This window comes from Desulfovibrio desulfuricans, assembly GCF_004801255.1.
GTDB lineage: Bacteria > Desulfobacterota > Desulfovibrionia > Desulfovibrionales > Desulfovibrionaceae > Desulfovibrio > Desulfovibrio desulfuricans_C.
In genome coordinates this window covers 3,160,117-3,183,927 of record NZ_CP036295.1, presented here as the reverse complement: position 1 = coordinate 3,183,927, position 23,811 = coordinate 3,160,117, and the positions used below count along the sequence as shown (strand labels likewise).

23 protein-coding genes and 2 tRNA genes are annotated in these 23,811 nt (G+C 60.3%); 17 read left to right on the top strand and 8 right to left on the bottom strand.

Annotated elements, in window-relative coordinates; translation table 11 throughout:
• Positions 1 to 145 precede the first annotated feature (145 nt).
• On the top strand, positions 146 to 1,894 hold the full coding sequence (locus DDIC_RS13470) for a dipeptidase (RefSeq protein ID WP_136400909.1): 1,749 nt from the start codon (positions 146 to 148) through the stop codon (positions 1,892 to 1,894).
• A 17-nt stretch (positions 1,895 to 1,911) separates the two neighbouring features.
• Entirely contained in the window at positions 1,912 to 3,396 is a 1,485-nt protein-coding gene (locus DDIC_RS13465; RefSeq protein WP_247647495.1) for an L-serine ammonia-lyase, read from the top strand.
• A gap of 153 nt (positions 3,397 to 3,549) precedes the next feature.
• On the opposite strand, the gene hepT is transcribed toward DDIC_RS13465, so the two are convergent.
• The 6 genes from hepT to DDIC_RS13435 form a co-directional block, all read right to left on the bottom strand.
• Positions 3,550 to 3,975, bottom strand: coding sequence for a type VII toxin-antitoxin system HepT family RNase toxin (gene hepT, locus DDIC_RS13460; protein WP_136400908.1), 426 nt, complete (start codon positions 3,973 to 3,975; stop codon positions 3,550 to 3,552).
• The gene (mntA, locus tag DDIC_RS13455) at positions 3,975 to 4,367 is read right to left on the bottom strand and encodes a type VII toxin-antitoxin system MntA family adenylyltransferase antitoxin (RefSeq protein ID WP_168732570.1); all 393 of its coding nucleotides are present in this window, start codon (positions 4,365 to 4,367) and stop codon (positions 3,975 to 3,977) included. Before mntA ends, hepT begins: the two co-directional genes overlap by 1 nt.
• 162 nt (positions 4,368 to 4,529) lie before the next feature.
• A tRNA-Ser gene (locus tag DDIC_RS13450) sits at positions 4,530 to 4,619 on the bottom strand.
• Between the two features lie 132 nt (positions 4,620 to 4,751).
• Positions 4,752 to 5,027 (bottom strand): HU family DNA-binding protein, encoded by a 276-nt coding sequence (locus DDIC_RS13445; protein WP_022659096.1) that lies wholly within the window; start codon positions 5,025 to 5,027, stop codon positions 4,752 to 4,754.
• A gap of 348 nt (positions 5,028 to 5,375) precedes the next feature.
• Complete coding sequence (gene murI, locus DDIC_RS13440; protein WP_136400906.1) at positions 5,376 to 6,224, bottom strand: glutamate racemase; 849 nt, start codon at positions 6,222 to 6,224, stop codon at positions 5,376 to 5,378.
• Between the two features lie 153 nt (positions 6,225 to 6,377).
• Positions 6,378 to 7,298: a sulfite exporter TauE/SafE family protein gene (locus DDIC_RS13435; RefSeq protein ID WP_136400905.1), complete on the bottom strand. Its 921-nt coding sequence runs from the start codon at positions 7,296 to 7,298 to the stop codon at positions 6,378 to 6,380.
• A 267-nt stretch (positions 7,299 to 7,565) separates the two neighbouring features.
• On the opposite strand from DDIC_RS13435, the gene hisH reads away from it, so the two are divergent.
• From hisH to DDIC_RS13370, 13 genes are all read left to right on the top strand, one after another.
• Entirely contained in the window at positions 7,566 to 8,204 is a 639-nt protein-coding gene (hisH, locus tag DDIC_RS13430) for an imidazole glycerol phosphate synthase subunit HisH (protein ID WP_136400904.1), read from the top strand.
• Positions 8,194 to 8,973, top strand: a complete 780-nt coding sequence (gene hisF / locus DDIC_RS13425) for an imidazole glycerol phosphate synthase subunit HisF (RefSeq protein ID WP_136400903.1) — start codon at positions 8,194 to 8,196, stop codon at positions 8,971 to 8,973. Before hisH ends, hisF begins: the two co-directional genes overlap by 11 nt.
• A 46-nt stretch (positions 8,974 to 9,019) precedes the next feature.
• Positions 9,020 to 9,877 (top strand): PP-loop family protein, encoded by an 858-nt coding sequence (locus DDIC_RS13420; RefSeq protein WP_136400902.1) that lies wholly within the window; start codon positions 9,020 to 9,022, stop codon positions 9,875 to 9,877.
• Between the two features lie 395 nt (positions 9,878 to 10,272).
• The gene (locus DDIC_RS13415) at positions 10,273 to 10,656 is read left to right on the top strand and encodes an FmdB family zinc ribbon protein (RefSeq protein WP_136400901.1); all 384 of its coding nucleotides are present in this window, start codon (positions 10,273 to 10,275) and stop codon (positions 10,654 to 10,656) included.
• A gap of 7 nt (positions 10,657 to 10,663) precedes the next feature.
• A complete protein-coding gene (gene purB / locus DDIC_RS13410; RefSeq protein WP_136400900.1) occupies positions 10,664 to 11,980 on the top strand; it encodes an adenylosuccinate lyase in 1,317 nt (438 codons plus the stop codon).
• A gap of 9 nt (positions 11,981 to 11,989) precedes the next feature.
• Positions 11,990 to 12,571, top strand: coding sequence for an orotate phosphoribosyltransferase (pyrE, locus tag DDIC_RS13405; RefSeq protein ID WP_432612321.1), 582 nt, complete (start codon positions 11,990 to 11,992; stop codon positions 12,569 to 12,571).
• 115 nt (positions 12,572 to 12,686) lie between these two features.
• A complete protein-coding gene (locus DDIC_RS13400) occupies positions 12,687 to 14,840 on the top strand; it encodes a L,D-transpeptidase family protein (RefSeq protein WP_136400899.1) in 2,154 nt (717 codons plus the stop codon).
• A 151-nt stretch (positions 14,841 to 14,991) separates the two neighbouring features.
• Positions 14,992 to 15,741, top strand: coding sequence for a hypothetical protein (locus tag DDIC_RS13395; protein WP_247647494.1), 750 nt, complete (start codon positions 14,992 to 14,994; stop codon positions 15,739 to 15,741).
• A 211-nt stretch (positions 15,742 to 15,952) separates the two neighbouring features.
• Positions 15,953 to 17,008, top strand: a complete 1,056-nt coding sequence (locus DDIC_RS13390; RefSeq protein WP_136400897.1) for a glycosyltransferase family 10 domain-containing protein — start codon at positions 15,953 to 15,955, stop codon at positions 17,006 to 17,008.
• A complete protein-coding gene (locus DDIC_RS13385) occupies positions 17,005 to 17,946 on the top strand; it encodes a glycosyltransferase family 2 protein (protein WP_136400896.1) in 942 nt (313 codons plus the stop codon). The genes DDIC_RS13390 and DDIC_RS13385 overlap by 4 nt, the downstream gene beginning before the upstream one ends.
• Positions 17,947 to 18,020: 74 nt before the next feature.
• The gene (locus tag DDIC_RS13380) at positions 18,021 to 19,196 is read left to right on the top strand and encodes an iron-containing alcohol dehydrogenase (protein WP_136400895.1); all 1,176 of its coding nucleotides are present in this window, start codon (positions 18,021 to 18,023) and stop codon (positions 19,194 to 19,196) included.
• A 118-nt stretch (positions 19,197 to 19,314) separates the two neighbouring features.
• The gene (locus DDIC_RS13375) at positions 19,315 to 20,325 is read left to right on the top strand and encodes a glycosyltransferase (RefSeq protein WP_136400894.1); all 1,011 of its coding nucleotides are present in this window, start codon (positions 19,315 to 19,317) and stop codon (positions 20,323 to 20,325) included.
• 451 nt (positions 20,326 to 20,776) lie between these two features.
• The gene (locus DDIC_RS13370) at positions 20,777 to 21,013 is read left to right on the top strand and encodes a hypothetical protein (protein ID WP_136400893.1); all 237 of its coding nucleotides are present in this window, start codon (positions 20,777 to 20,779) and stop codon (positions 21,011 to 21,013) included.
• Positions 21,014 to 21,082: 69 nt separating this feature from the next.
• Here the strand turns inward: DDIC_RS13370 and DDIC_RS13365 are convergent, their stop codons facing one another.
• Together DDIC_RS13365 and DDIC_RS13360 are read right to left on the bottom strand one after the other, a co-directional pair.
• Positions 21,083 to 21,547, bottom strand: a complete 465-nt coding sequence (locus tag DDIC_RS13365) for a hypothetical protein (RefSeq protein ID WP_136400892.1) — start codon at positions 21,545 to 21,547, stop codon at positions 21,083 to 21,085.
• Between the two features lie 658 nt (positions 21,548 to 22,205).
• Positions 22,206 to 22,282, bottom strand: a tRNA-Arg gene (locus tag DDIC_RS13360).
• 165 nt (positions 22,283 to 22,447) lie between these two features.
• On the opposite strand from DDIC_RS13360, the gene DDIC_RS13355 reads away from it, so the two are divergent.
• Both DDIC_RS13355 and DDIC_RS13350 read left to right on the top strand, forming a co-directional pair.
• Positions 22,448 to 23,038, top strand: a complete 591-nt coding sequence (locus tag DDIC_RS13355) for a UbiX family flavin prenyltransferase (RefSeq protein WP_136400891.1) — start codon at positions 22,448 to 22,450, stop codon at positions 23,036 to 23,038.
• An 84-nt stretch (positions 23,039 to 23,122) separates the two neighbouring features.
• Entirely contained in the window at positions 23,123 to 23,809 is a 687-nt protein-coding gene (locus DDIC_RS13350; protein WP_136400890.1) for a metal-dependent hydrolase, read from the top strand.
• The last annotated feature ends 2 nt before the right edge of the window (positions 23,810 to 23,811 follow it).

Here is a 23,811-nt window from a genome sequence, read left to right as displayed (position 1 = left end):
AGACAGTTCTTGTGCCGTATGCACCCCTGCGGTACAAAAGGAACAGTTTGCTGATGGTAAACAGCCTGCCTGACGCAAAAACGGGCGGCAGACTGATCAGTTTGGGGACGGAGTTGATGACGGCCTGATTTACCAGGGAGGTTGCATGAAGTTGCTGACTGCTGCTTGCTGTGTTTCTTTGGCCCTGCTGCTGCCATCTGCAGCCCTTGCCTGCACCACAACCATCGTTACCAAAGGAGCCAGCGCCGACGGCTCGGTGATGGTCAGCCATTCGGACGACAACGACCTTGGCGACCAGTCCCTTGTGTTTGTTCCCGCCCGCGACTGGCCCGAGGGCGCGCAGCGCCCGGTTTACGATTCCGCAGTGGCCGTGCAGGAAAACCCCGCCACCAATACCTTTCTTGTTCCGCGGCTTTCTGATCCCAAACGTGCGCCGGGTTACAACCATCCCGCCACGCCGCACACCGTTCCCCTTGGCTTTATCCCGCAGGTGCGGCACACCTTTGCCTATATCGACGGCAATTACGCCGTCATGAACGAGCACGGCCTCATGTTTGGCGAGTGCACCGACGGGGCGCACAATACCTGCACGGCAGAGCCGGGCAAGCGTATTTTTTACTCGTCCGAGCTGGCGCGCGTGGCCCTCGAACGCTGCAAGACGGCCCGCGAGGCTATTGAACTGATGGGCGCGCTTATCGAGCAGTACGGCTATTACGGCACGGGTGAAACCCTGCCCGTGGCCGACAAAAATGAAGCCTGGGTTATGGAAATGGCCCCCTCCCCGGCGGGAACCGGCGGCCTGTGGGTGGCCCAGCGCGTGCCGGACGGGCAGTTTTTTGTGGCGGCCAATGAGTTTCGCATCCGCGACATCACGCCCGGCAACCCTGACCAGATGTACGGCAAAACCCTGTTTGCCACGGTGGAGCGCTACAACATGCGCAGCCCCAGGGACGCCTCAAAGCCCCTCGACTGGCTGACCACCGTGAGCGACGGCGAATACAATCATCCCTACTACTCGCTGCGGCGGGTGTGGCGGGCGTTTTCCATGGCGGCCCCGTCGCTCAAGCTGCCCGCCTGGGTCGAGAGCGGCACAACCCGCGCCTATCCATTTTCCGTCAAGCCCGACAGCCCGCTGAGCCTGGACGACCTCAAACGCATGCACCGCGATCACTACGAAGGCACGGAATTTGACCTTACCAAGGGCGTGGCCGCAGGGCCGTTCGGCAATCCCAACCGTTTTATCGGCCCCAAGGATCCCAGCGGCGACGTAACCCCGGCCTCAAAGCTTGAAGGCGCATGGGAGCGCCCCATGGGCATGTTCTACACCGGCTACACCACCATTGCGCAGTACCGCCCCGGCGTGCCCGAGCCGCTCTCGCTGGTGTGCTGGGTTGCGCTGGCCCCGGCGGCGGAATCGGTATTTGTGCCGCTGGCCGTCGCGCCCATGCCTGCGGGCTACGAGCAGGGCGACACCCGCCGGTTTGCCAATGATTCCGCCTGGTGGGCCTATGCCCTGGTGAGCGAATACGCCAACACCCGCTATGACGCTGTTTCAAAGGATATTGCCGACAAGGCTGCAGGCATGGAAAAAACCTTTGCCGCCCGCGTGGCGGCGCTGCAAACCGAGCTTGCCCCCAAGGTTGCCTCTGCCCCGGCGCAGACGCAAGCCGTCTTTGCCAAGGCGCTGCGCGCGCAGGCCGAGGCCGCAGTGCGCGACTGGCGCGAGTTTTTTCCCCAGCTGGTGGCCCGGTACTGTCAGGGATTTATCAACAGCCCTGACAAAATGACCCAAAAGGCCGGGTATTCCGACGCATGGCTGCGCCGAACCAACTACTCCACCGGCCCTGTTTCCTACCAAAAGCCCCGGCAGTCGGCTTCGCAATCTGCCAGATAAGTCAGGAGGAATGCTGTATGCAGTGCAACCGTCGTCGTTTTCTGCAATCCATGGCTGTGACGGGCGCTGGCCTGTGCCTGCCGTCATTTTCCTGGGCGGGGTTTGACCCCCTGTGGAAACCGGGGAGCGCCTGCGCCAACCCCATTGACGTGACCGTGTTTGAAATGTTCAAGATCGGCCCCGGCCCCTCAAGCTCGCACACCATCGCGCCCATGGCGGCGGGCAACGACTTTATCGGCCTGTGCTCCAAACTGCCGCAGGATCAGCTGGCCCAGGCCGATGCCGTCAAGGTGCACCTGTACGGCAGCCTTTCGGCCACGGGCAAGGGGCACGGCACCGACCGCGCCGTGGCGGCGGGCCTGCTTGGGCAAAAGCCAGAGGACTGCAAAGCCGAGTTTCTGGACAATCTTTTCATCAAACCGGACGACACGCGCACCGTGGTGCTTGGCCCGGCCAAAATTCCGCTCAGGGATTCGGACGTCATTTTTGAACAGGGCGCCATTGAGGCCCCGTTCAGCAACGTGCTGGTCATTGAGCTGCTGGGCAAGGGCAAACCGCTGGCCTCGCGTGAGTACTATTCGGTGGGCGGCGGATTTTTGCAGTGGAAGGGCTGGAAAGCTCCGGAAAAAGGCAAGCCCGTGCACGCCTTTGATTCCATGAACGGCCTTCTGGAAATCGTGAAGACCACGGGCAAGAGCATTCCGCTGATCATGCTCGAAAACGAGATGGCCATCACCGGGCAGACGGAGCAGCACATCCGGCAGGGCGCGCAGCACATCATCCATGTTATGGACAGCTGCGCCGCCACGGGCCTTGGGCTGGAGGGCAAACTCAAGGGGCCCTTTGGCCTTGAGCGCCGCGCCAAGCTCATGCTGGAGCAGGCCGCCAGCTCGCCGGAACCGGCCGACGCCTTTGCTGCGCGGCTGTCTGCCTACGGGCAGGCCGGGTCGGAAGAAAACGCCATGGGCCACCCCATCGTCACCGCGCCCACGGCTGGCTCGGCGGGCGTTATGCCGGCGGTTGTGCACATGCTTATCAAGGAGCGCGGCAAAACCGAGGCCGACCTGGTGGACGGCCTGATGGTGGCCTCCATGGTGGGCACGCTCATCAAGCGGCACGCCAGCGTGGCTGGCGCGGATGTGGGCTGTCAGGGCGAGATAGGCTCCGCCTCAAGCATGGCTGCGGGCATGCTGGCGCAGGTGATGGGTGAAACGCCGGATGTGGTCGAAAACGCTGCGGAATTTGCGCTGGAGCATCACCTTGGCATGACCTGCGATCCTGTGGGCGGCTATGTGCAGATTCCCTGTATTTCGCGCAACGCCATGAGTTCCGTAAAGTCTTGGAACGCCTGGATGATGGCCCGCACCGGGCAGGGGACCAAACACCCGGTTGGGCTTGACCTGTGCATACGCACCATGAACCAGACCGGCCGCGACATGAAGGACGACTACCGCGAAACCGCAAGGGGCGGGCTGGCTTTGTTCTATACGCAGGGCTGCTAGCGTCTCAAGGAGTCTTTTGCCCTCTGGGCAGCGTCAACGGCCCGTTTCTGCGCAGGTCTGCACATAAGAGTGCTATCCCTGCCCAGAAACGGGCCGTTTTCTTGCCAGAGAACAAAATTTATCCTTGTGACACAATGCAAAAGGAAAGGTGAGTCAATAGTGCGTCCCCGCCTTCACCCAAGCACTGATCTCGCGGCCAAATTCCGCAAAGTCTTCAATGTGCGTATGCGCGACAGTGTAGACCACATCCCAGTTCAGACTTGTGTATTCATGCACGGCGATGTTGCGCAGACCTACGCTTTTGGCCAGCTTGCGCGCCACGCCCTCGGAAAGCACGCCCTGCCTGTGCAGCAGCAAAAAAGCCTCAGCCATGGTGGAAGGTACGGATGAAGATTCGGCAAGAATGGTGGTGGCAATGTCGGTGCTGATCTGCACGGCGCGTTGCAGGTTCAGGATGAGAATATCCTGAAGGTCAAAATCCGTTGCCAGCTGCTGGGAAGTACCGGGTGTTTTTTCTCGGATGCGTTGCATGCAGCGTTGCAGCGAAACAAGTTTCGCCTTGATGACATCGGTATCCATCAAAACCCCCGTTCCAGACTCTTTTCAATGATTCTTTGGCGCAGAGGTTCCATGTCGGCCTGATCAAGCAGCATGCGCTTGAGCAGCGCGGCATAAGCGGTGTCTGAGCGTTTGAGCGCCAGCGTGCCGGTGGTGAGAACCTGATGTAAAATCAGCCCCCAGGCGTTATACAGGTCTACAAGGTCAACCTCGCGCCTGAGCGCCAGGCTTAGCTCGGCCATGAGAGCAAGCCGCGCCTCGGGCGAGAGCTGCCGGGCAGCCAGCACGGCCACGTCCACATCGCTGTCGGGGCGCAGCGCGCCTCGGGCGGCGGAGCCAAACACAAAGGCCAGCTCAATTTCTGCATGCTGGGCAAGTGTACGGGCTATTTGCTGTGCTATGGCTGTAGACATGTGCGAATCCTGCTGCCGTGATTGACTGCAGCATAGCAACCAATATGTATGTTGACCAGCGCGGGCTTTTGCCTGCGCACAAGCAACTGCGGCCGCGCTGCCAAAAACAAAGGAGCTGAAATCCATGCAGGATTTCAGCTCCTTAAACTTTGCAGCAAAAACTGGCGGAGGGGGAGGGATTTGAACCCCCGGAAGGCTCACACCTTCAACGGTTTTCAAGACCGCCGCGATCAACCGCTCTGCCACCCCTCCGCAGAGGTGCAGTCTCCAAAGGCATGCAGTGGCGGCCAAGGCCGCATCCATGCCGGGAGAAAATGTCGACGGCGCGATTACCCTGCTTGCAAGGCAATAGCGCCGCCGAAAAAAATTGTGCCGCTACGCCACTTACTTGATGGCGTCTTTCAGGCCCTTGCCGGGCGTGAACTTGGCAACCTTGCTGGCAGGAATGGTGATTTCCTTGCCGGTGCGGGGGTTGCGACCCTTGCGGGCAGCGCGCTCAACCACTTTGAAGCTGCCGAAACCGGTGAAGGTCACAGATTCGCCAGAGGCAAGGGCTTCGCGCAACGAGGCCACCACGGCGTCAAGAGCTTCTTCGGCTTTGGCTTTGGTGGGCAGGCCGGCTTTGGCATGGATTTTTTCTACGAGCTCAGCTTTGGTCATGATGCTACTCCATAAAGGATTTCGGTTATTCCCTGCAAGCCGGATCGGGCACGGCTCCAGTGGTCTGAAGATGTGGCCCGATTCGCCGCACTCAAATGAAACTGTCGCCAAAAAACCGCCAAGGCTTTTTCGCGTCATGGGGGAATCGTAAGCAAAACCGCTTTCGCTGCGGTCAGAACTTTTGTTTCCTTACGTTAGGGGCCGTTCCCTGTCAACGAAAATCCGCAGAATCCCGCGTCTGCTCTGGGTTTTCAAGAAATATGGTTTGGGTGAACAGTATCCTGATAAATTGGGCTGTTCCCTATTTCACTTGTTATCCCGGTAAAATACAAGGAATGTGTTGGCTCGCTACAGATCGACCAGGCTGACCTGGTCGTCGGGCAGGTTTCTGCCCAGAAAAAGGCTGCCAGTACGGGCAAAGCGGGCGGTGTTGTCCGTGGTCAAAAAACTGTAGTGGGCGGGCCCGTCGCCCTGACGCAGCAGGTTTGTGGCCCGCAGTTCTTCCGCCACGCGCTGGGCCGTGGTGGCTGCGGAGTCCACAATGCGAACCCCGGGGCCCACGACGTTCCGCAGGGCCTCCTGCAAGAGGGGAAAGTGCGTGCACCCCAGCAGCAGGGTGTCGGGCGCGGGGGTGCGGGCGTCAGGCGCGCGGCCGCCCTCAAGTGAAAAAATGTCGGCCAGATAGCGCCTGGCGACGCCTTCCACAATAGGGCCGTTCATCCAGCCTTCTTCGGCCAGAGGTACAAAGAGGGTGCAGGCCCGGCCAGTCACAAAGGCGTCGGGGCGAATGCGGGCAATGGCCTGCTGGTATGCGCCGCCTGCAATGGTGGCCTCTGTGGCTACCACCACGATATGTCCGTTGACGCTTGCTGCGGCTGCCGCCTGCGCGCCGGGGTCTACCACGCCCATGACGGGCAGCGGGGCAAAGTGCTCGCGCAGGGTGACCAGCGCGGCGGATGTGGCCGTATTGCAGGCGATAACCAGCATTTTAACGCCCATGTCCACCAGTTTTTGGGCGGCCTTGAGCGTGTAGCGTATGATGGTATCGCGCCCCTTGGTGCCGTAGGGCAGCCGGGCGGTGTCGCCAAGATAGAGCAGGTCTTCGCCGGGCAGGCGCTCTGCCAGCGCCTTAAAAACCGTGAGGCCGCCCATGCCGGAATCAAAAAGACCAATGGGCAACCGCGAGGAATCGTTCATTGCATTTCCTTTACAGTACAGAGCAAACCTGAAATTTTGCGCTGTCCCCAAAACAGCCGGAGCGCCTCCGGCTGCCTTGCGGCTGATCCAGAAGCGCTCCGGCCAGAAATTTGGCCAATAAGGAGTCCAGAAGCAATCCGGGCGGCAGCGGCGCTAGAAACCTTGGCCCAAATAGCGCATGGCTGTAAAGAGCAAAACTACGGTCAGAAGCGCTTTCAGCGCAATAGAGGGCACATACTTCTGGCAGCGGGCCCCGGCATACATGCCGCACATGCCCCCCAGGCCCACCAGCACGCCCATGCGCCAGTCGGGCGCAACCGCCATGGCCGGGTACAGCGGCGCAAGCAGCGCGTAAAATGAAACGCCCGCCACCGAGGTTACAAAGGTGGCAAACAGCGTGGAGCCAGCCACCACATAGACGGGCAGGCCAAAAAAGGAAACGAGAAAGGGCGCCATGATGGCCCCGCCCCCGATGCCGTAAATGCCGCCCACAAGCCCTACCACAAGGCTCAGCAGCACCAGGGCGCGGGTGGCGACCACGTACTTGGTTTCCTGAAAGACAAAGGCCACTTCCTTCATGTTCCAGTAGAGCACATGGCAGCACATGAGCCTGCCGTTTTTGTCCTCGCACACGGGCATGTTTTCTTTCTTTTCCTTGCGCGACCACAACGACGCCCGGCCCTGCCAGGTGGTCAGGGCCATGCGCCCGCCGATGTACAGCAGCACAAGACCGGCAAATATTTTAAAACTCTGTGGGTTTGGCAACAGATTGATACGCACGAGGGCCCCGATAAAAACGCCGGGCAGCGTGCCCACGGCAATGGTAAGGGCCAGCGGCCACACAAGCCGCCCCTCGTGCCAGTACCGCCATATGCCCGAGGGACAGGCCAGCACGTTAAAGAACTGGTTGGTGGCGCTGACGCTGGGGTTGGTGTACCCAAGCACGCTCATCTGAAATGGCAGCAGCAAAAATGCGCCGGAGATGCCGCCCATGGAGGTAATAAAGGAGATGCCAAGCGCTACGACAAAGGGAACAACCGGGTTGCACTCAATACCAGCAGTGGGAAAGTACATGCGGGCCTCCTGCGATTGCTGCACGATGTCTATTAAAAAAATAGTTTTTACAGGATGTTGTGAATTACAATGTTCACGGTTTTTATATTAACCGTGAACATTGGATTTGTCACGTCATTCCCTAGCGGTTTGCTTGATTTCCTTGTCAGCCCGGGCGGGGCCTGCCCATCGCGCGCGTTGCCTGCGCACCGGCAAAAAGATATACTTATTTTTTTAACGCCACTAGCCGCCATTCCCCCCACGGCAACAACAAGCAGAGGATGCACAATGCTGGCCATTCTGGATTATAAGGCAGGCAACCAAACAAGCGTGCGCCGCGCTCTTGAGCATTTGGGAATACCTTGCGCCATCACGGCAGACCCGGCAACGCTCGCCAGTGCACACGGCATCATTTTTCCAGGTGTCGGCGCGGCGGGGCAGGCCATGCGCACCCTGCACGCCGCAGGGCTCGACGTGCTGCTGCGCGACGCCGTCAAACGCGGCCAGCCCCTGCTGGGCATTTGTCTTGGCTGTCAGGTTCTGCTTGACCGCAGTGAAGAAAACGACACCACAACCCTTGGCGTCGTGCCCGGGTTGTGCCGCCGGTTTGATGACAACATGCTTGAAGAGGACGGCACCCCTGCCCCCATCCCGCACATGGGCTGGAACAGCCTGCAGGCAACCGCCCCCTGCCCCCTGCTTGAGGGCGTTGAACCCGGGGCCGAGTTTTACTTTGTGCACAGTTACTATGTGGAGCCCGACCCCACTTTTGTTATTGCCACCACCACCTACGGCAAAAAATTCTGCTCGGTTTACGGGCGCGACGGCCTGTGGGCTACGCAGTTTCACCCCGAAAAGAGCGGCAGGCCGGGGCTGACCATCTTGCGCAACTTCTACGATTACTGCGAGGCGCGTCATGCTCAGTAAGCGAGTGATTCCCTGCCTGGACGTGCGAAACGGACGGCTGACCAAGGGCGTTAAATTTGCGGGCAACGAAGACATCGGCGACCCGGTGGAAACTGCGCGCCGCTACTATGAAGAAGGCGCTGACGAAATCGTTTTTTACGACATCACCGCCTCGGCTGAGGCGCGGGGTATCTTTATAGATGTGGTGGAGCGCGTCGCCGAGCAGATTTTCATTCCTTTTTCGGTGGGGGGCGGCATTTCCAGCGTGGCCGACATGCGGGCAGTGCTGCTGGCCGGGGCGGAAAAAGTCTCGGTTAATTCAGCAGCGGTCAAAGATCCGTACATCATCAGCGAGGGGGCCGAAGCCTTTGGTTCGCAGGCCATCGTGGTGGGCATGGACGTGCTGGCCGTGCCCGTCAGCGCCGAAATCCCCTCTGGTTACGAAATTGTCATCCACGGCGGTCGCAAGCGCATGGGTCTGGACGCCCTTGCCTGGGCGCGGCGCTGCCAGGACCTGGGCGCTGGCGAACTGTGCGTCAACTCCATTGATGCGGACGGCACCAAGGACGGCTACGAACTCAAACTGACCCGCGCCATTGTCGACGCCGTATCCATCCCCGTCATTGCTTCCGGCGGCGCGGGCGAACCCAGGCATATGCTCGAGGCGGTCACCAGGGGCGGAGCCTCCGCCGCGCTCATCGCCTCCATCGTGCACTACGGGCAGTATTCTATCCGCCAGTGCAAGGAATATATGGCGCAGCACGGGGCCAAGGTGCGCACCACCTGGTAGCGGGCGCAAAAAACCGGGGGACTGCGACCCCATTGTAGCGACAGTTATGAGCCATGAGTTTGTAAGCGGCGCGGATCGCGTGCCAGCGGGGCTGGCTGTGGTGCTGCGCCAGTTGCCGCGCGTGGCGGTTGCCTATTCTGGCGGGCTGGACAGCCGCTTTTTGTGTCACGCGGCCCTGTTGTGCGGTTGCGATGTGCTGGCCGTGCATGTTTGCGGCCCGCACATTCCCCCGCAGGAGAGCGCCGAGGCTGAGGCCTGGGCGCAACAGCGCGGTCTTGCCCTGCGCCTGACCCGGTTTGACCCCCTGACTTTGCCGGAGGTGGAGAACAACAGCCCCCGCCGGTGCTACGGCTGCAAGGCCGGGCTTGTGGCCCTGCTGCGCAGCGAGCTTGCCGCCATGGCGCAGGATGGCCGCGTGCTGTGCGACGGCACCAATGCCGACGATCTGCAGGCCTACAGACCGGGCCTGCAGGCGCTGAAAGAAGGCCGCGTGCGCTCGCCCCTGGCCGAGGCCGGGCTGTCAAAGCCCGCCGTACGTGAGGCCGCCCGCGCCACAGGTTTGGACAGGCCGGAGCAGCGGGCACGGCCCTGCCTGCTGACGCGCCTGGCCTACGGCCTGCGCCCCGATGCCGCCGTGCTTGCGCGGCTGGCTGCCGCAGAAGGCGCGCTTGCCGCGCTGTGCGGCGGGCAGGTGGGCAGGGACGGGGCCTCTGCGGGGGCGCTTGGCGACTTTCGCCTGCGGCTTACGCCCGAGCCTGTGCTGCAGGCGGAAAAGATGCCCAAAAATCTGGAGCCGGAGGTGCAAAATATTCTGCAAAGCCACGGGTTCTGGCCCTGCGGAATCGAAACCGGCGGCGGCATAAGCGGCTTTTATGATGCTGGCGGCGCGGGTCGCAATGCATAATGCATTTTATGTTTTTAGGTCCGCAGTGACGGTTTTCGGCCTGCGGTGCGCCTCGGGGCTGGACTTTGCCAATAAAAGGGCCTATGAATACCCACTTATATCAATGGGGCTCGCCCCTGGAGGAAATTATGGCACATAAGAAAATCGAGCGTAAGAAAGAACTGGCTCGCCGTCGTAAGCGCCGTGAAGAGCGCCTCAAGCAGCGCGTACACGAAGCCAAGGCCGCAAAAGCCTAGGCTTTTTGCACGGGAAACCGGCATTCCGACGGCTGCGACGTCACGCGCCGTCACATATGGTGCTCAGCTCGGCTGCCTTTGGGGCAGCCGCGCGGGGCGCAAACCAGCAGCAGCGGTCAGCGCGGCGGCACGCCGTGTCATGGCCTTTTTAGTGTTACCATGCCTATCTACGAATATCAGTGCCCCAAGTGTCAGCATACGTTTGAGGAATGGGTCAAGGCATCGGAATGTCACGGGCAGGAACCCTGCCCCAAGTGTGGCGAGCCTTCGCCCCGCATCATGTCGCATACGTCGTTTGTGCTCAAAGGCGGCGGCTGGTATGTAAGCGACTACGGTTACCGCAAGGGCGTTAAGGAAGAGGGCGCGGCATCCGCGACCTCGTCCGGCGGCTCCGGCGCCTCCGCCGCATCCGATGACAAGGCCGCCAGCGCGCCCGCAGCCGCGGATTCTGGAAACAGCGCCGCCAAGGCGGCTCCTGCCCCCTCGCCAACCACTGGGGCCGCAGCGTCGGCTCCTACCAAGGCCGCCAGCGCGGCTTCATGAGGCAGCCATGATTGATCGCTATACCCGTAAGGAAATGGGCCGCATCTGGACCCTTGAAAATCGCTATCAGGCATGGCTTGATGTTGAAGTGGCTGTTTGCCGGGCCTGGAGCGACATGGGTCGCATCCCCGCCCAGGCGGTCGACAACATCCGGGCCAAGGCCGCCATTGACGTGGACCGCATCCTGGCCATCGAGGAAGTGACCCGTCACGACGTCATCGCCTTTTTGACCTCGCTGGAAGAAAAGGTGGGCGCGGAAGACGCGCGCTACATCCATCTTGGCTGCACCTCGTCCGACATCGTGGACACGGCCAACGCCCTGCTGCTCGTGCAGGCGGGCAGGCTGATACTCAAGGACATTCGCGGGCTTCTGGCCTCTATCGAAACGCTGGCCAAACGCCACAAAGGCGTGCTGTGCATGGGCCGCACCCACGGCATCCACGCAGAACCCACCAGCTTCGGGCTCAAGATGGCGGGATTTTACGCCGAGTTTGAGCGCCACCTCGCACGGGTCGAAGCCGGTATGGAAAGCATACGCGTGGGCAAAATTTCCGGCGCGGTGGGCACGTACGCCTTTCTGTCGCCCGAGCTTGAGCAGCGCGCCCTGGATTATCTTGAGCTTGGGGTTGACCCGCACTCTACCCAGATCATCCAGCGCGACCGCTATGCGCACTTTTTTACCTCGCTGGCCATTCTGGCGGGCGGCGTGGAGCGCCTGTGCGTAGAGCTGCGCCACCTGCAGCGCACAGAGGTGCTTGAGGTGGAAGAGGGTTTTGCCAAGGGCCAAAAGGGTTCCTCGGCCATGCCCCACAAAAAAAACCCCATCTCGGCCGAAAACATGAGCGGTCTCTCGCGCCTGCTGCGCACCAATGCCCTTGCCTCGCTTGAAAATCAGGCACTGTGGCACGAGCGCGACATCAGCCACTCGTCTGTGGAGCGGGTTATCATGCCCGACTCCACCATTCTGGCCGACTACGTGCTGACCCGCCTGACCAAGCTGCTTGACGGCCTGGTGGTCAAGCCCGAGCGCATGCGCGAAAACATGGAACGCTCGTACGGCCTCTATTTTTCACAGCGCGTGCTCACCGCCCTCATCGCCACGGGGCTGCCCCGCCAAAAGGCCTACGAGGCCGTGCAGCGGCTGGCCATGCAAAGCTGGGAGAGCCGCACGCCCTTCCCCGATCTGGTGCGCAACGATGCCGACATCAGCGGACGTCTGGGCGCGGCCACCCTTGCCGAACTTTTTGACCCCGCTTATTATCTGCAGCACGAAGACGAAATTTTTGCCCGCGTGTTCAAAAACGCTTCGGCCAACAAGGCGTAAGGATACATCATGCAAACATTTTCTCCTGACGAACTGCTGGAACTGAAGCGTCGGCTGGCCCGGCTGCTGGTAGAAAAATCTTACCGCGAGGGAGATTTTGTGCTGGCATCAGGCCGCAGAAGCGATTACTATTTTGACTGTCGCGTCACGGCACTGCATGCCGAAGGATCGTGGCTTATCGGAACACTGTTCAACAACATGCTCCGCGAGATGGATATAAAGGGCGTTGGCGGCATGACCTTGGGCGCGGATCCCCTGGTTGCCGCAACCACGGTCATTTCACATGAGCAGAAAAGACCTCTCGACGGCCTGCTGATTCGTAAGGAAGCAAAGGGCCATGGTACAGGACAGTTTGTTGAAGGCTTGGGCAACTTCCACACGGGCGACCGCGTGGCGATGCTTGAAGATGTTGTTACCACCGGCGGTTCTCTGCTGAAGGCCTGCGATCGCGTGCGTGACGCTGGCCTGTCCATTGTGGCGGTGTGCGCCATCCTGGATCGGGAGGAAGGAGGCCGGGAAAAGCTCCGTGAGGCGGGATATGACCTGCTTGCGCTCTTTACCCGTGCGGAATTGGTGGCCCTTGCGCGTTAAGGCCGCCCATGTCCCCTGTGCGGCGTCCAGGGGGCCGCGCGCGCAATATTTGATCAGCTCGGCGGCCGGATATCTGGCCCATGGGCTGGTTCGGTGTCTGGCCTGCGGATTGCTGATGGCCTTTGGCATTGGTTGCCCGCTTGCCGCGCCCCACCTGGCCCTTGCTGAAGAATGGCAGGCCACGCTGTACAACGAGGGGTTGCCGACGCATCTGGTCGCTGTGGACAAAAAGCGCCAGACCTTCATGTTTTTTGAGAAAAAAAGTCCTCTCAGGCTCAAATACACATACCCCTGCACCACGGGCCAGCTGCCCGGCGACAAACAGTCGCTCAACGACCTGCGCACGCCCGAAGGCGTCTATTTTGTGGAATACAAAATCGCCAGCGGTCTGGATTTTAAGGAATACGGCGGCATCGCCTACACGCTGAACTATCCTAACCCGGTGGACAGGCTGCGCGGCAAAACCGGGCACGGCATCTGGATACACAGCAAGGGCTTTGGCATCGAACCCCTTGCAACCCGCGGCTGCGTCGCCATCGGCCTCAAAGAGATAGACGAGGTTGGCCCGCAGCTGACCCCGGGCACGGCGGTGGTGCTGGCCGATAAGCTGGACGAGACCGCACAGCCACGGCCCGACAGCGGCACCGCACAGGAGCTGCGCCGTCTGATGCAGAACTGGAGCAACGCCTGGGCGTCCCGCTCTGTGAAGATGTTCGATTTTTACAATCCCGATGCCTATTCCAAAGCCATGACAGAAAACTTTGGGGCTTTCAGGCAAAACAAAGAACGTCTTTTCAAAGCCCTGCAGTTCATCAAAATTTTCAATCGTAAAATCAATGTGCTTGAAGGTCCCGGTTACTGGGTAACCTGGTCTGAACAGCTGTATACGGCCTCCAATCTTTCTACAGAGGGCGTGCGCAGGCTGTACTGGCAGCGCGGCGCGGACCAGAAGTTTCGCATCGTTGGTATGGAGTGGACGCCTCGCGATCTGGGCATGCGCGCCGATTTTCAAAAGGGCCAGCTGGTGGCCGAAGCGCCTTTGCAGCAGGTCAGCGATGCTTCTTCCGAAGCGCCGCAGCCGCCCCGGCTGGATATGCCGGAGGCCGCGCCCGAAAAATCTGAACCAGTGGCGCTTGTCGCGCCGCAACCCTCGCAGGACAAGGCCGCTGCCGCCAAGGCGGGCCAGGCCGACAAGCTTATGGCCGCCAACGACCCGCTGATTGCCCGTCGTGCCGCCACGCCGCCCCCTGCGGAAGTAAACTGGGGCGCGCGCCCCAGTATGGAAGAAACGGCTCGCAACGACGCTGAGGCCACCCAGAAGGGCGCGGCCGCCAAGCCTGGGGAACAGGCCGCCAAGCCTGCGGAACCCGCTGCTGCTGGGCAGTTGCCGCCGCCCGCGACTGTTCAGGCTCCTGTTGCCGCGCCTGCGGCGGCAGCCGTGCAGACGCCCGCGCAGCCCGCCAAACCGGCGGTTGCGGCGCAGATGGCCCTGACGCCGGAAGTTCAGGCCGGGCTGGAAAAAGCCGTTAAAGCCTGGAACGCCGATTTTGCCGCCCGCTCGACTGACATTGCATCGCTGTACGATCCGGCCCGCTACAATCGCGAGGCCGGAACACCGCGCGGATATTCGTACAATTCGACCATACGCGAGCTTGAGCGCAGGTTCGCCGTACCGTGGCTGCGCCTCATAAGCCGCAAGCCCCGGTTTGAAGTGCAGGGCACGCTGGCTGTGAGCCACTGCGACCAGCTTGTTGTAGCGCCCAACGGCATGGAGCAGGGCGTACGCTCACTGTGGTGGAACAGGGACGACAAGGGCGACTTCCGCATTGTCGCCTCGCAGTTCAAGTCTGAAGAGCTGGGCCTTGCTGCGGATTATCTGGATCAGATCAGCGACGACGCCAGCGCCATGATCGAAAAATGGCGCAAAGCCTGGGAAGCCGGGCGGATTGACGAATACATAGAGTACTATGCCGACGATGCCATTCAGCAGGGTCGGTGGGGCGCCAAGAACATCCAGAAGCAGAAAGAGCTGCTCTGGCAACGCGTAAAGCCCACGCTTGTGCAGATCACCGGCCTGCGTCTGGTGGCCGACAGGCAGGGCATCCGCGCCGACATGAACCAGGTGTACGCGGACAGCTCGGGGCATACCGACCGTGGCACCAAGACCCTGTTGCTGCGGTATGACGGCAAAAACTGGCGCATTGCCCGTGAAGACTGGGCTTTGCTGGGCGCGCCTGCAGCCCCCATCGGAGCTGCCGACCAACAGTGATTCTGTCACGGCCCCTCCGGGGACCGGGCTTGAAGAGCGGCTCTGACGGCGAGGTATCTCCCAACAGGTTGTGTGCGGCCACCTCATAGTTTCAAACATCATTGTTTGCGAGGCCCGTTTGAAGTACCGCGAAAATCTCAGTATAATCCTGATGCGGGACAACGGTCCCCGGCGCAGCTATCGCGTGCGCAGGGGGCGTTTTTGGGCGGCCCTTGGGGTGATGGCCTGCATGCCGGTGCTTTGCGTCGCGCTGGGGTGGCTGTGCTGGGTTTTGTGGCAGCAAAACGTGCAGCTGCGCGACAACGTGCTGCGTTTTGAGAGCGACTACCAGACCGCCCAGGCCAGCGCCGAGCGGCTGGAAAATCTGGACGAGCTGCTGCGCGAAGAAAACATCCCCGGGCGCGAGCTGGTGCTGCGCAGGCTTGGTTCCGGCGGCACGGCTGCAGAGGCTCCCGGCGAAGGCCCCGCAGTTGCCGGTCCAAACCCCGCACCCGCCGAAAAACAGCAGGGCGGGGCAGGCGACGGCGCGCGCAGCGCGGATGGTCCCGGACACGAGGTCTTCCCCGCCATTGATCTTGATTACGTCAAGGTGGGCAACGTGCAGGTGCGCGAAATACGCGGCGGCAAGCTGCGCATAGCGCTCGACCTGCGCAATGCCGACAACCAGAAGATACTCTCGGGCGTGGTGAGCGGAACCCTGCTGACCGCCGACGGCAAAACCTATCCCCTGCGGTTCGATCAGGAAGACGTGGGCAATTTTCGTATCAGCCGTTTCAAGCGCGCGGTTATGGTTGCCTCTGCCGAAAAGCAGATGAGCCTCGTCAACGCGCAGGTCATTCTTGAAGTGCGCGGGCAGGAAGATGCCGTGGTGTTTCGCAATATCTATGCTGTGGAGCACTAGACAGGTTTTGGCGCACCGCAGAGGCCCGGCACGGGCCTGAGCCATGGCGCGCACTGCGGCGGCAACTGGCTGCGCAGACAGAGTGCTGCAGGTGTGCAAACGCGTACGATTTACCGGCGACATCTTGCAGCAGTTTCGCCCCGCATGGCATTGTCCGCCCCGACCATGCGCAAGGCTGGAGGGGTGGAGTCCCAGCTCTGCGGAGGCTGCCTTGGCTGAAAATCCCGCATATTTTTGTCAATTTGCCACCATACATGAGGGCTGGCCCTGGCTGCGGCAAACCCAGGATGGGCAGGGCTCTTTTGGTCCTGTGCGGTTTGCCCTCGCGGCGCAGCCTGATTCCGCCCTGATGGCCCCGGCCAACGCCGAGGTCTGGCTGGTGGTTTTTGACGAGGCCCCTGCGGGCTTTTGCACCACGACCCCCCGCGAGCGGCGCATCCTGTTTGTTACTGAACCGCCTGAAATAAAAAAATATCCCCGCTCATACCTTGGCCAGTTCGGCACAGTTGTGTCGCCTTACGACTTTCGCAGCGTAGAGCGGCGCAGCATGGTCATCAGCAATCCCTGTCTCAACTGGCATTTTGGCGTAAGCCGCACGCCAACCGGTTACGCCAGCAGGTTCGCCAACCTGGGCGAGCTGCGCGACATGCCCATGCCGGCCAAAACAGGCCTGATCTCGGTGGTCTGCTCCAACAAAACCGCAACAGCGGCTCAGCGCGCCCGTCTGGTTTTGGTCAACCTGCTCAAGAACCGGCTGGGGGACGCGCTGCATGTGTACGGGCGCGGGTTCAACCCCGTGGACGACAAAATGGCGGCCATTGCGCCCTACAGGTATCATGTGGTGCTCGAAAACAACTACCTGCCCAACTTCTGGACAGAAAAGCTGTCCGACGCATGGCTTGGCTGGTCGCTGCCCCTGTATCTTGGCGCGCCCAACCTTGGCGAGGTCTGCCCTGCCGCTGGTTTTGTCCCGCTGCCCGCGCCGTCTCCAGCCGAGTTGTCGGCAGGCGCGCCGGAGTCCTGCGTGCAGGCTGTCGTGCAAGCGCTGGAAGCCCGGCTGTGGGACGGGCGTCAGGCCGAGCTGGCCCAGTGCCGTAACTGGATGATGGAAACCACCAACGTCTTTGCCCAGGCGGCCCGCATGCTGCAGACCGCGCCGCAGTATTGCCGCAGGCAGCCCGCGCTGACGCGGCCCGAGGCCATATTCGGCGTCGGCAGGGACGACGTGGCCGCGCTGTATCGGTTGGGCCGGGCGGGGAACGTATGAGCGCCTCCAGACCAGAAATAACCGTGGCCATGCCCGCCTATAACGCTGCCGTGCATCTGCAGGAGGCAATGGGGTCCATCCTGTCGCAGACCTTTGAGGATTTTGAGCTGCTGGTGGTGGACGACGGCTCCACTGACGACACGTACGCGCTGGCATGTTCCACCAATGACAAGCGGGTGCGGGTTGAAAGGCTGCCCGCCAACAAGGGGCGGGCTACCGCACGCAACATGGCCCTGGGCCGGGCGCGAGGCCGCTATCTTGCCTGGATGGACGCCGACGATATTTCCCTGCCCCGGCGGCTTGAACTGCAGCACGCCTGCCTTGAGGCGCGGGCGCACCTGCACGTATGCGGCGCGGGGGTTGAGTATTTCGGACATTCGGACGTGCTGGAGATGTTTGCGGAGCAGCCGGAGGCGGCGCGGGCTGCGGCCCTGTTTGGCGCGCCTGTGGCCAACGGCTGCGCCATGCTGCGGCTGGACGCGGTGCGCGGCTTAGGCTTACATTATGATGCCGCTCTGGCGCGGGCGGAGGATTTGGCCTTTTGGGCCGACGCCCTGCTGGGGGCGGGCATGCAGGCAACCAGTCTGCAAACCCCCTTGCTGCGCTATCGCTATGCGCCAGCCCCGCAGGCCCGGCAGTGGCACATCCGCGCGCTGCTGGGGCATGTGTTTCCGCCGTTGGGCATCAGCGCCAGCGGCGCACAGGCGGCCCTGCATGCCGGGCTTGTGTACGGCGGGGTGGCAGACCCCGCAGCCGCTCTGCGCTGGCTTGACACTCTCTGGCAGACCTGGACGGCGCGCTACGGGCAGGATGCGCACATGCGCCGCCACATGGCGGTGTTTACCGCCCGCATATTGCGCGAAGCGGCGGTTGAGCCGCAAAAGGCCGACAGCGCCGCAAGGGCTCTGCGGGAGCTTTCCATTGCCATGCTGATGTAAAAACGTCATCCTTTGCATATATTGCAGTTAGTTATTCCGCGCTGTATGCGCGTTTTTTTACAGCTGGAGGCACCATGCACGATTTTGTCTACTACACGCCCACCAGAATCATTTTTGGCAAAAATACAGAGCAGCAGTGCGGCGGCCTGATCAAGGCCCGCAATTGCGGCAAGGTACTGATCCATTACGGCGGACAAAGCGCCCTGCGCTCAGGTCTGGTAGACAGAATCAAGGCTTCGCTCACGGCGGAGGGCCTGTCGTTTGTCACCCTTGGGGGCGTTGTTCCCAACCCCCGGCTTTCGCTGATTCGCCAGGGCATTGAATTGGCCCGCAGCGCAGAGGTGGACTTTGTGCTGGCTGTGGGCGGCGGCAGCGTTATCGATTCCGCCAAGGCCATAGCCTACGGCGCAGCCAACGGGGGCGACGTGTGGGATTTTTATATGTCCCTGCGCAAGCCAGACGCCTGCCTGCCCATCGGCTGCGTGGTCACCATTGCCGCCGCAGGCAGCGAGATGAGCAGCTCCACCGTTGTGACCAACGAAGAAAGCGGCTTTAAACGCAGCTTCAAGACAGACATGGCACGTCCGGTCTTTGCCGTCATGAATCCGGAGCTGACCCTGACCCTGCCCGCCTTTCAGACGGCCTGCGGTTGCGTGGATATTCTCATGCACACCATGGAGCGCTACTTTGGGCACGGCTCAAACATGGACATCACCGACAGCATCAGCGAGGGGCTGCTGCGCGTGGTCATGCATCACGCCTCGGCGCTGCGCGACGACCCCGCCAATTACGAATCTCGGGCGGAGATCATGTGGGCGGGCAGCCTGTCGCACAACGGCCTGACGGGCTGCGGCTCGGACGGCGGCGACTGGGCCACGCACATGATAGAGCACGAGCTGAGCGGCATGTTTGACGTGGCCCACGGAGCGGGGCTTTCGGCTATCTGGGGCAGCTGGGCGCGGCACGTGCTGCCCGAGCGCCCCGACCGCTTTGCCCTGTTTGCCGAGCGGGTCATGGGCGTTGCGCGGGCAGAGTCGAACACCGTCACCGGTCTGCGGGGCATTGAGGCGGTGGAGGCCTTTTTCCGCTCATTGCGCATGCCGGTTTCGCTGAAGGAGCTGAATCTCGCGCCCAGCGGCGACCAGATAGAGGAAATGGCCCGCAAGGCACTGGTGGGCAAAGCCCATATCGGCAGCGTAAAAAAACTGCTGCAGCCGGATATCGCCGCCATCCTTATGGCGGCCCGCTAGGTCTTCAGCAGGTTGCGCGGTTCACTGCAGGCAGACGGCGCATCCTCTGGCTGCGGAGAAACCAGGCGACGACCGTGCAAGGCAAACCCCGGAGCCGCGCGGCAATACAGGAGCCACCATGCAGAGAGATTTTGAGGGCCGCCTTACGGTGCGCAACGAGCGCGCGGTGGTCATGGGCATAACCGGCAACTGGGCCTTTGCCGCAGGCACGGTGCTGCTGGCGCTGCGGCGGCATAACCCGGCGCTGGCGGCGGACATTATTGTATTTTGCGACAGCTCCCTGCTGCCGGACGACGCCCGCATTCTGCGGGATATTGGCGCGCAGCTGGTGCCCTTTACGCCCGTTCCCGCCCAGCTGACCCAGGAGGCGGCGGCGGCGTTTTCGCCGCTCAGTCTGGCCAAGTTTGATTGCTTTGACCTGCTGCAAAAATATGTCTCGGTGGTCTGGCTTGATTCAGACATATTGATTCAGGATTCGCTGGAGGGGCTGTTTGACTGCGGGCCGCTGGGGTTGGCGCTGGAAGACCCGGAGTTTTCCGACCCGGCGGGGGTCAAGCCCGCGCGGATAAATCTGCACGGACCCATTGAGGGATTTGACGGAGCCGCAGACAACCTGAATTCGGGCGTCATTGTATTTCGCAATGATTTACCAGCGCCGGATGCCCTGCGCCAGGGCTGCCTGGAATTTGTGTGCCGCCACGGCGCAATGTTGCGCTATCCAGATCAGGCGGCCTTTAACCTTCTGGCGCAGATGCTGCTGCGACAGTATCCGCAGAGCGTTTTTCAACTGCCGCAGGGCTTCAATGCCCATCCGCGCAACCCGGCGGCGTCCCTTGCCCCGGTGGTGCACGCCTTTGGCGCGTACAAGCTGTGGAATGACGGCCTCACCGCGACCTGTTTTCCTGAATGGCAGCGGGACTATGCCCGGTGGCAGCGTCTTGGCGGCAGCCCCTATGCGGGGCCTGTGGAAAACGCCGGGTTTCTTGAGGGCGGGGCGTTTTCACTGCTTGGCGGATTCTACGGCACCATTAAAAAAGCTCAAACCACCATCATGGAGCTGCAGCAGCGGCTGGAGACCGAAAGCAGTGCACGCGCCAGGCTGGAGGCCATTGTCAGCAAACGTGGCTGAGCGTGCGCGGGATGCCGACGAGAACTCCAGCCTCAGCTTGCCGCAATATCCCAATAATCTGCTCTTCAGTGAATCTGCTGCGTTTCATTCTTGTGCTCTTATGTCAGGAACACTAACTTTTCAAAGGCATATTTTTCGGGGGGAGGGTCAATCATCACGACCTTGATCGACTTACCCAGGGGCTTTACCCTGCCGTGCTGAAACAGATTGCCGGGGGTGATACCGAGGGGCTTTCATCCAACGCAATATTTGAGCTCTGGGACGCTCCGGGCTATGACGCATACACGGAAACAAATAGAGCAATGCAAAACATGGCGCTGGCAATTGGGATTGCAATCAACTACCGAGGGGGCCCTATGCAGAGGGCTTGGCGTACCCGCTGCCCCAATCGCCGGGAGCGTACTTGAATCTCAGGCCGTGCCTACTCTTGCCTTGCAGGAAGGGGGAAGCCATGAATAGTACCCCCTTGACCATACGCGACCATGGCAATGCAATCATGCTGTCTGAATCCATTGAACTCATGGCGCTTAGCTTGCGGGAAGAATTTCTTGACCAAGGGGAGATGGTTAACGACAAAACCGCCGAACATGGGCTGTACGCCGGGCTGAACCTCATTGCCCACGCCGCGCACACCTTGGGCAATTATGTGGAACAGTGCCAGAATGAGCTTGAGAAGGCCAGAGAATAGCCCACAGTAGCCGCCTGACCGCCTAAAACGAAAATCCCGACTCAGTACATGGGCCGGGATTTTTTGCACTCAAGGTGAGACAGAAAAATGTTGTTGGATAACTTGAAAATATAACTTCCCGTTAAATTCTATGGAATGCACTCCAAAGTCTCTCCATATTTCTTTACCAAGTAACCGCAAAGGGTCAAATGGTGAAGTGTCTTTCCAGTCATTACAGGTTTCAAACATTTCACGGAGTATTTGGAGCGATTTTGTAATGTATGGTTCGAAAAATTCTTTATCTTTAGAAGCAGGCAATATGTCTAAAATACTTGCTGCATCGTATGTTCCATCTAAATGCCCCATCAAATATGCTGCATATTTAAGAGGTGCCCATGCATTTAATCTTAACCCGTTGGAAAATTTAACAACGTCTAGTGATGTCTTATATTCAGATATTGTGTTGTTCGTATTTTGTACTGCATTTGTTAATGAATTTATGCAGTTTGTAATGTAAAACTGTTTTAAACGATTGGGGGCAAATACGGCACTCATTGCGCAGGCGGCATACTCGTCCCACATATCTTGAGCAAATTGATCAAAAAATGTCTTTTTGAGGATAGGGAAAAATCATGGAATGGATTCATTTAGAATTGTATATAATTCTACATGAGAGCATTCATGGGCAATGAGGCCAAGTCCTTCTTGCTGTAAGCTTGAATTTTCAGAGCATAAATCAATAATTATATCTTCAACAATTGCAATGTGAAATTTTATTAGCCCATTTCTCATTACGGAGACAACCATCGCAACACCAGCAGCGTATTCAGTTTTTGTCCTTTCTATCGCTTGTGATGTCGTAAACCCTCTGTCAATGTTATTTAGTGCTGAATCGTAGTCTGTTGCGACTGTAACCACATCTAAGCAAGTTAGATTTATGTGCGTCCTAAAGTGCGGAGGATATCCATCAAAATATTTCCGCAACGTGTAAGGCTTTCCTCAGTTTGTGTATTTGAGGTCATCGAGATTGTAATATTGTCGGGTAGGGTTGAATGCTCAAAGCGTGTCATATGATTTGCTCCTTATCTGAATATGCCAGATTCACGACCTTTCACGAAGTAAAATCTTATTGTGTGGCACACAGGTGGCACAAACTGACAAAGCCCACGAAAAAAGCGGCTAGCTTTTTACAGCTAACCGCTTGAATTCTTTATGGTGCGCCCGGCGCGATTCGAACGCGCGGCCTTTGGCTCCGGAGGCCAACGCTCTATCCAACTGAGCTACGAGCGCATAAGAGCATTTTTGATATGCTTTGTGCTGGCGGCTGTCAAGAGCACGCGGCTGGCGCAGCCCTGCTCGCGGTGTTGGCAGGCGGGTTTGCGCGCCGCTGCAATGTGGGGTAAAAATGATTCAGAGGGGTCATGCGCCCCAAGGATTTATTACGGCGGAGAATGCATGCGCGATGTTCTTGTCGGCGTAAGCGGCGCCAGCGGCATGCCCCTGGCTTTGTGTCTCATGCGGTTGTTGGCGGCCATGCCTGAAGTGCGTACCCACTGCGTGGTCTCTGACGGCGCGCGCGCTGTATTGCGCGCCGAATGCGGCGCGGAGGCCGAGCTGCTCACATCGCTGGCGCACGCAACATATGCCGCCAGCGACCTTGGCGCTGGCCCGGCCAGCGGCTCATGGTGGCGACGTGGCAGCGAACCCGCCGCCATGCTGCTTGTGCCGTGCTCCATGGGGACAGCGGGCGCAATAGCCAGCGGGGCCACGCGCAATCTGGTGCACCGCGCTGCGGATGTGGCGCTCAAGGAGCGCCTGCCGCTGGTGCTGGTGACGCGCGAGAGCCCGCTCTCTGCCATACATCTGCGCAATATGCTGACCCTGCGCAAGGCTGGCGCGGTGGTCATGCCGTTTTCTCCGGGTTTTTATCTCAGGCCCTTGAGCCTTGAGGCCATGCTGGAGCAGTTCTGCGGCCGCATCCTTGATCAGGTGGGGCTTGCGCACAACATTGCCCGCTGGACAGGGCAGACAGCGCCCGATGCCTAGGCCGGGGCCCTTTTCTGAACGTACTCCCCTTGATCAGACTTCGTAATTTTTCCACACCATCCCAAGCCTTACGTTGGAGGCGGCATGAGCGACATCACCTGGTTCGGACACTCGGCATTCAAGATCGGCGCGCCTGACGTGCAGGTTGTTATTGACCCGTTTTTTGCTCCGTCAGCAGGCGTTGCCCCATCCGCTGCGGATAACGCGGACATTGTGCTGGTAACTCACGACCACTCCGACCACGTGGGCGACGCCGTAGCCCTGTGCCAGCGTACGGGCGCGCTGTTGGGGGCCATTGTGGGCACTGCGGGCAAACTTGCCGAGGCAGGCGTGCCGCAGGCGCAGATTATTAACGGCGTCGGGTTCAATATCGGGGGTACGGTGACGGTCAAGGGCGTGAGCATCACCATGACCCAGGCTTACCATTCCAGCGAGTCCGGCGCTCCGGCGGGGTACATCGTGCGGATGCCCGACGGATTCACAGTATACCATGCCGGAGATACAGGCATTTTCAGTGGTATGGAGCTTTGGGGGCAGCTGTACGGCATCGACGTGGCCCTGTTGCCGGTGGGCGGTGTGTTTACCATGGACGCGCGTCAGGCGGCCCTTGCCTGCAAGCTGCTGCGTTGCAAGGCTGTTGTGCCCATGCACTGGGGCACGTTCCCCTTGCTGGCCCAGAGCACGGCTGGCTTTAAGGCGGAGCTGGAGCGGCTGCAGCTGCCCTGCCGCTGTGTTGAGATGCACCCCGGCAAAACAGTCAGCTTCAACTGAGT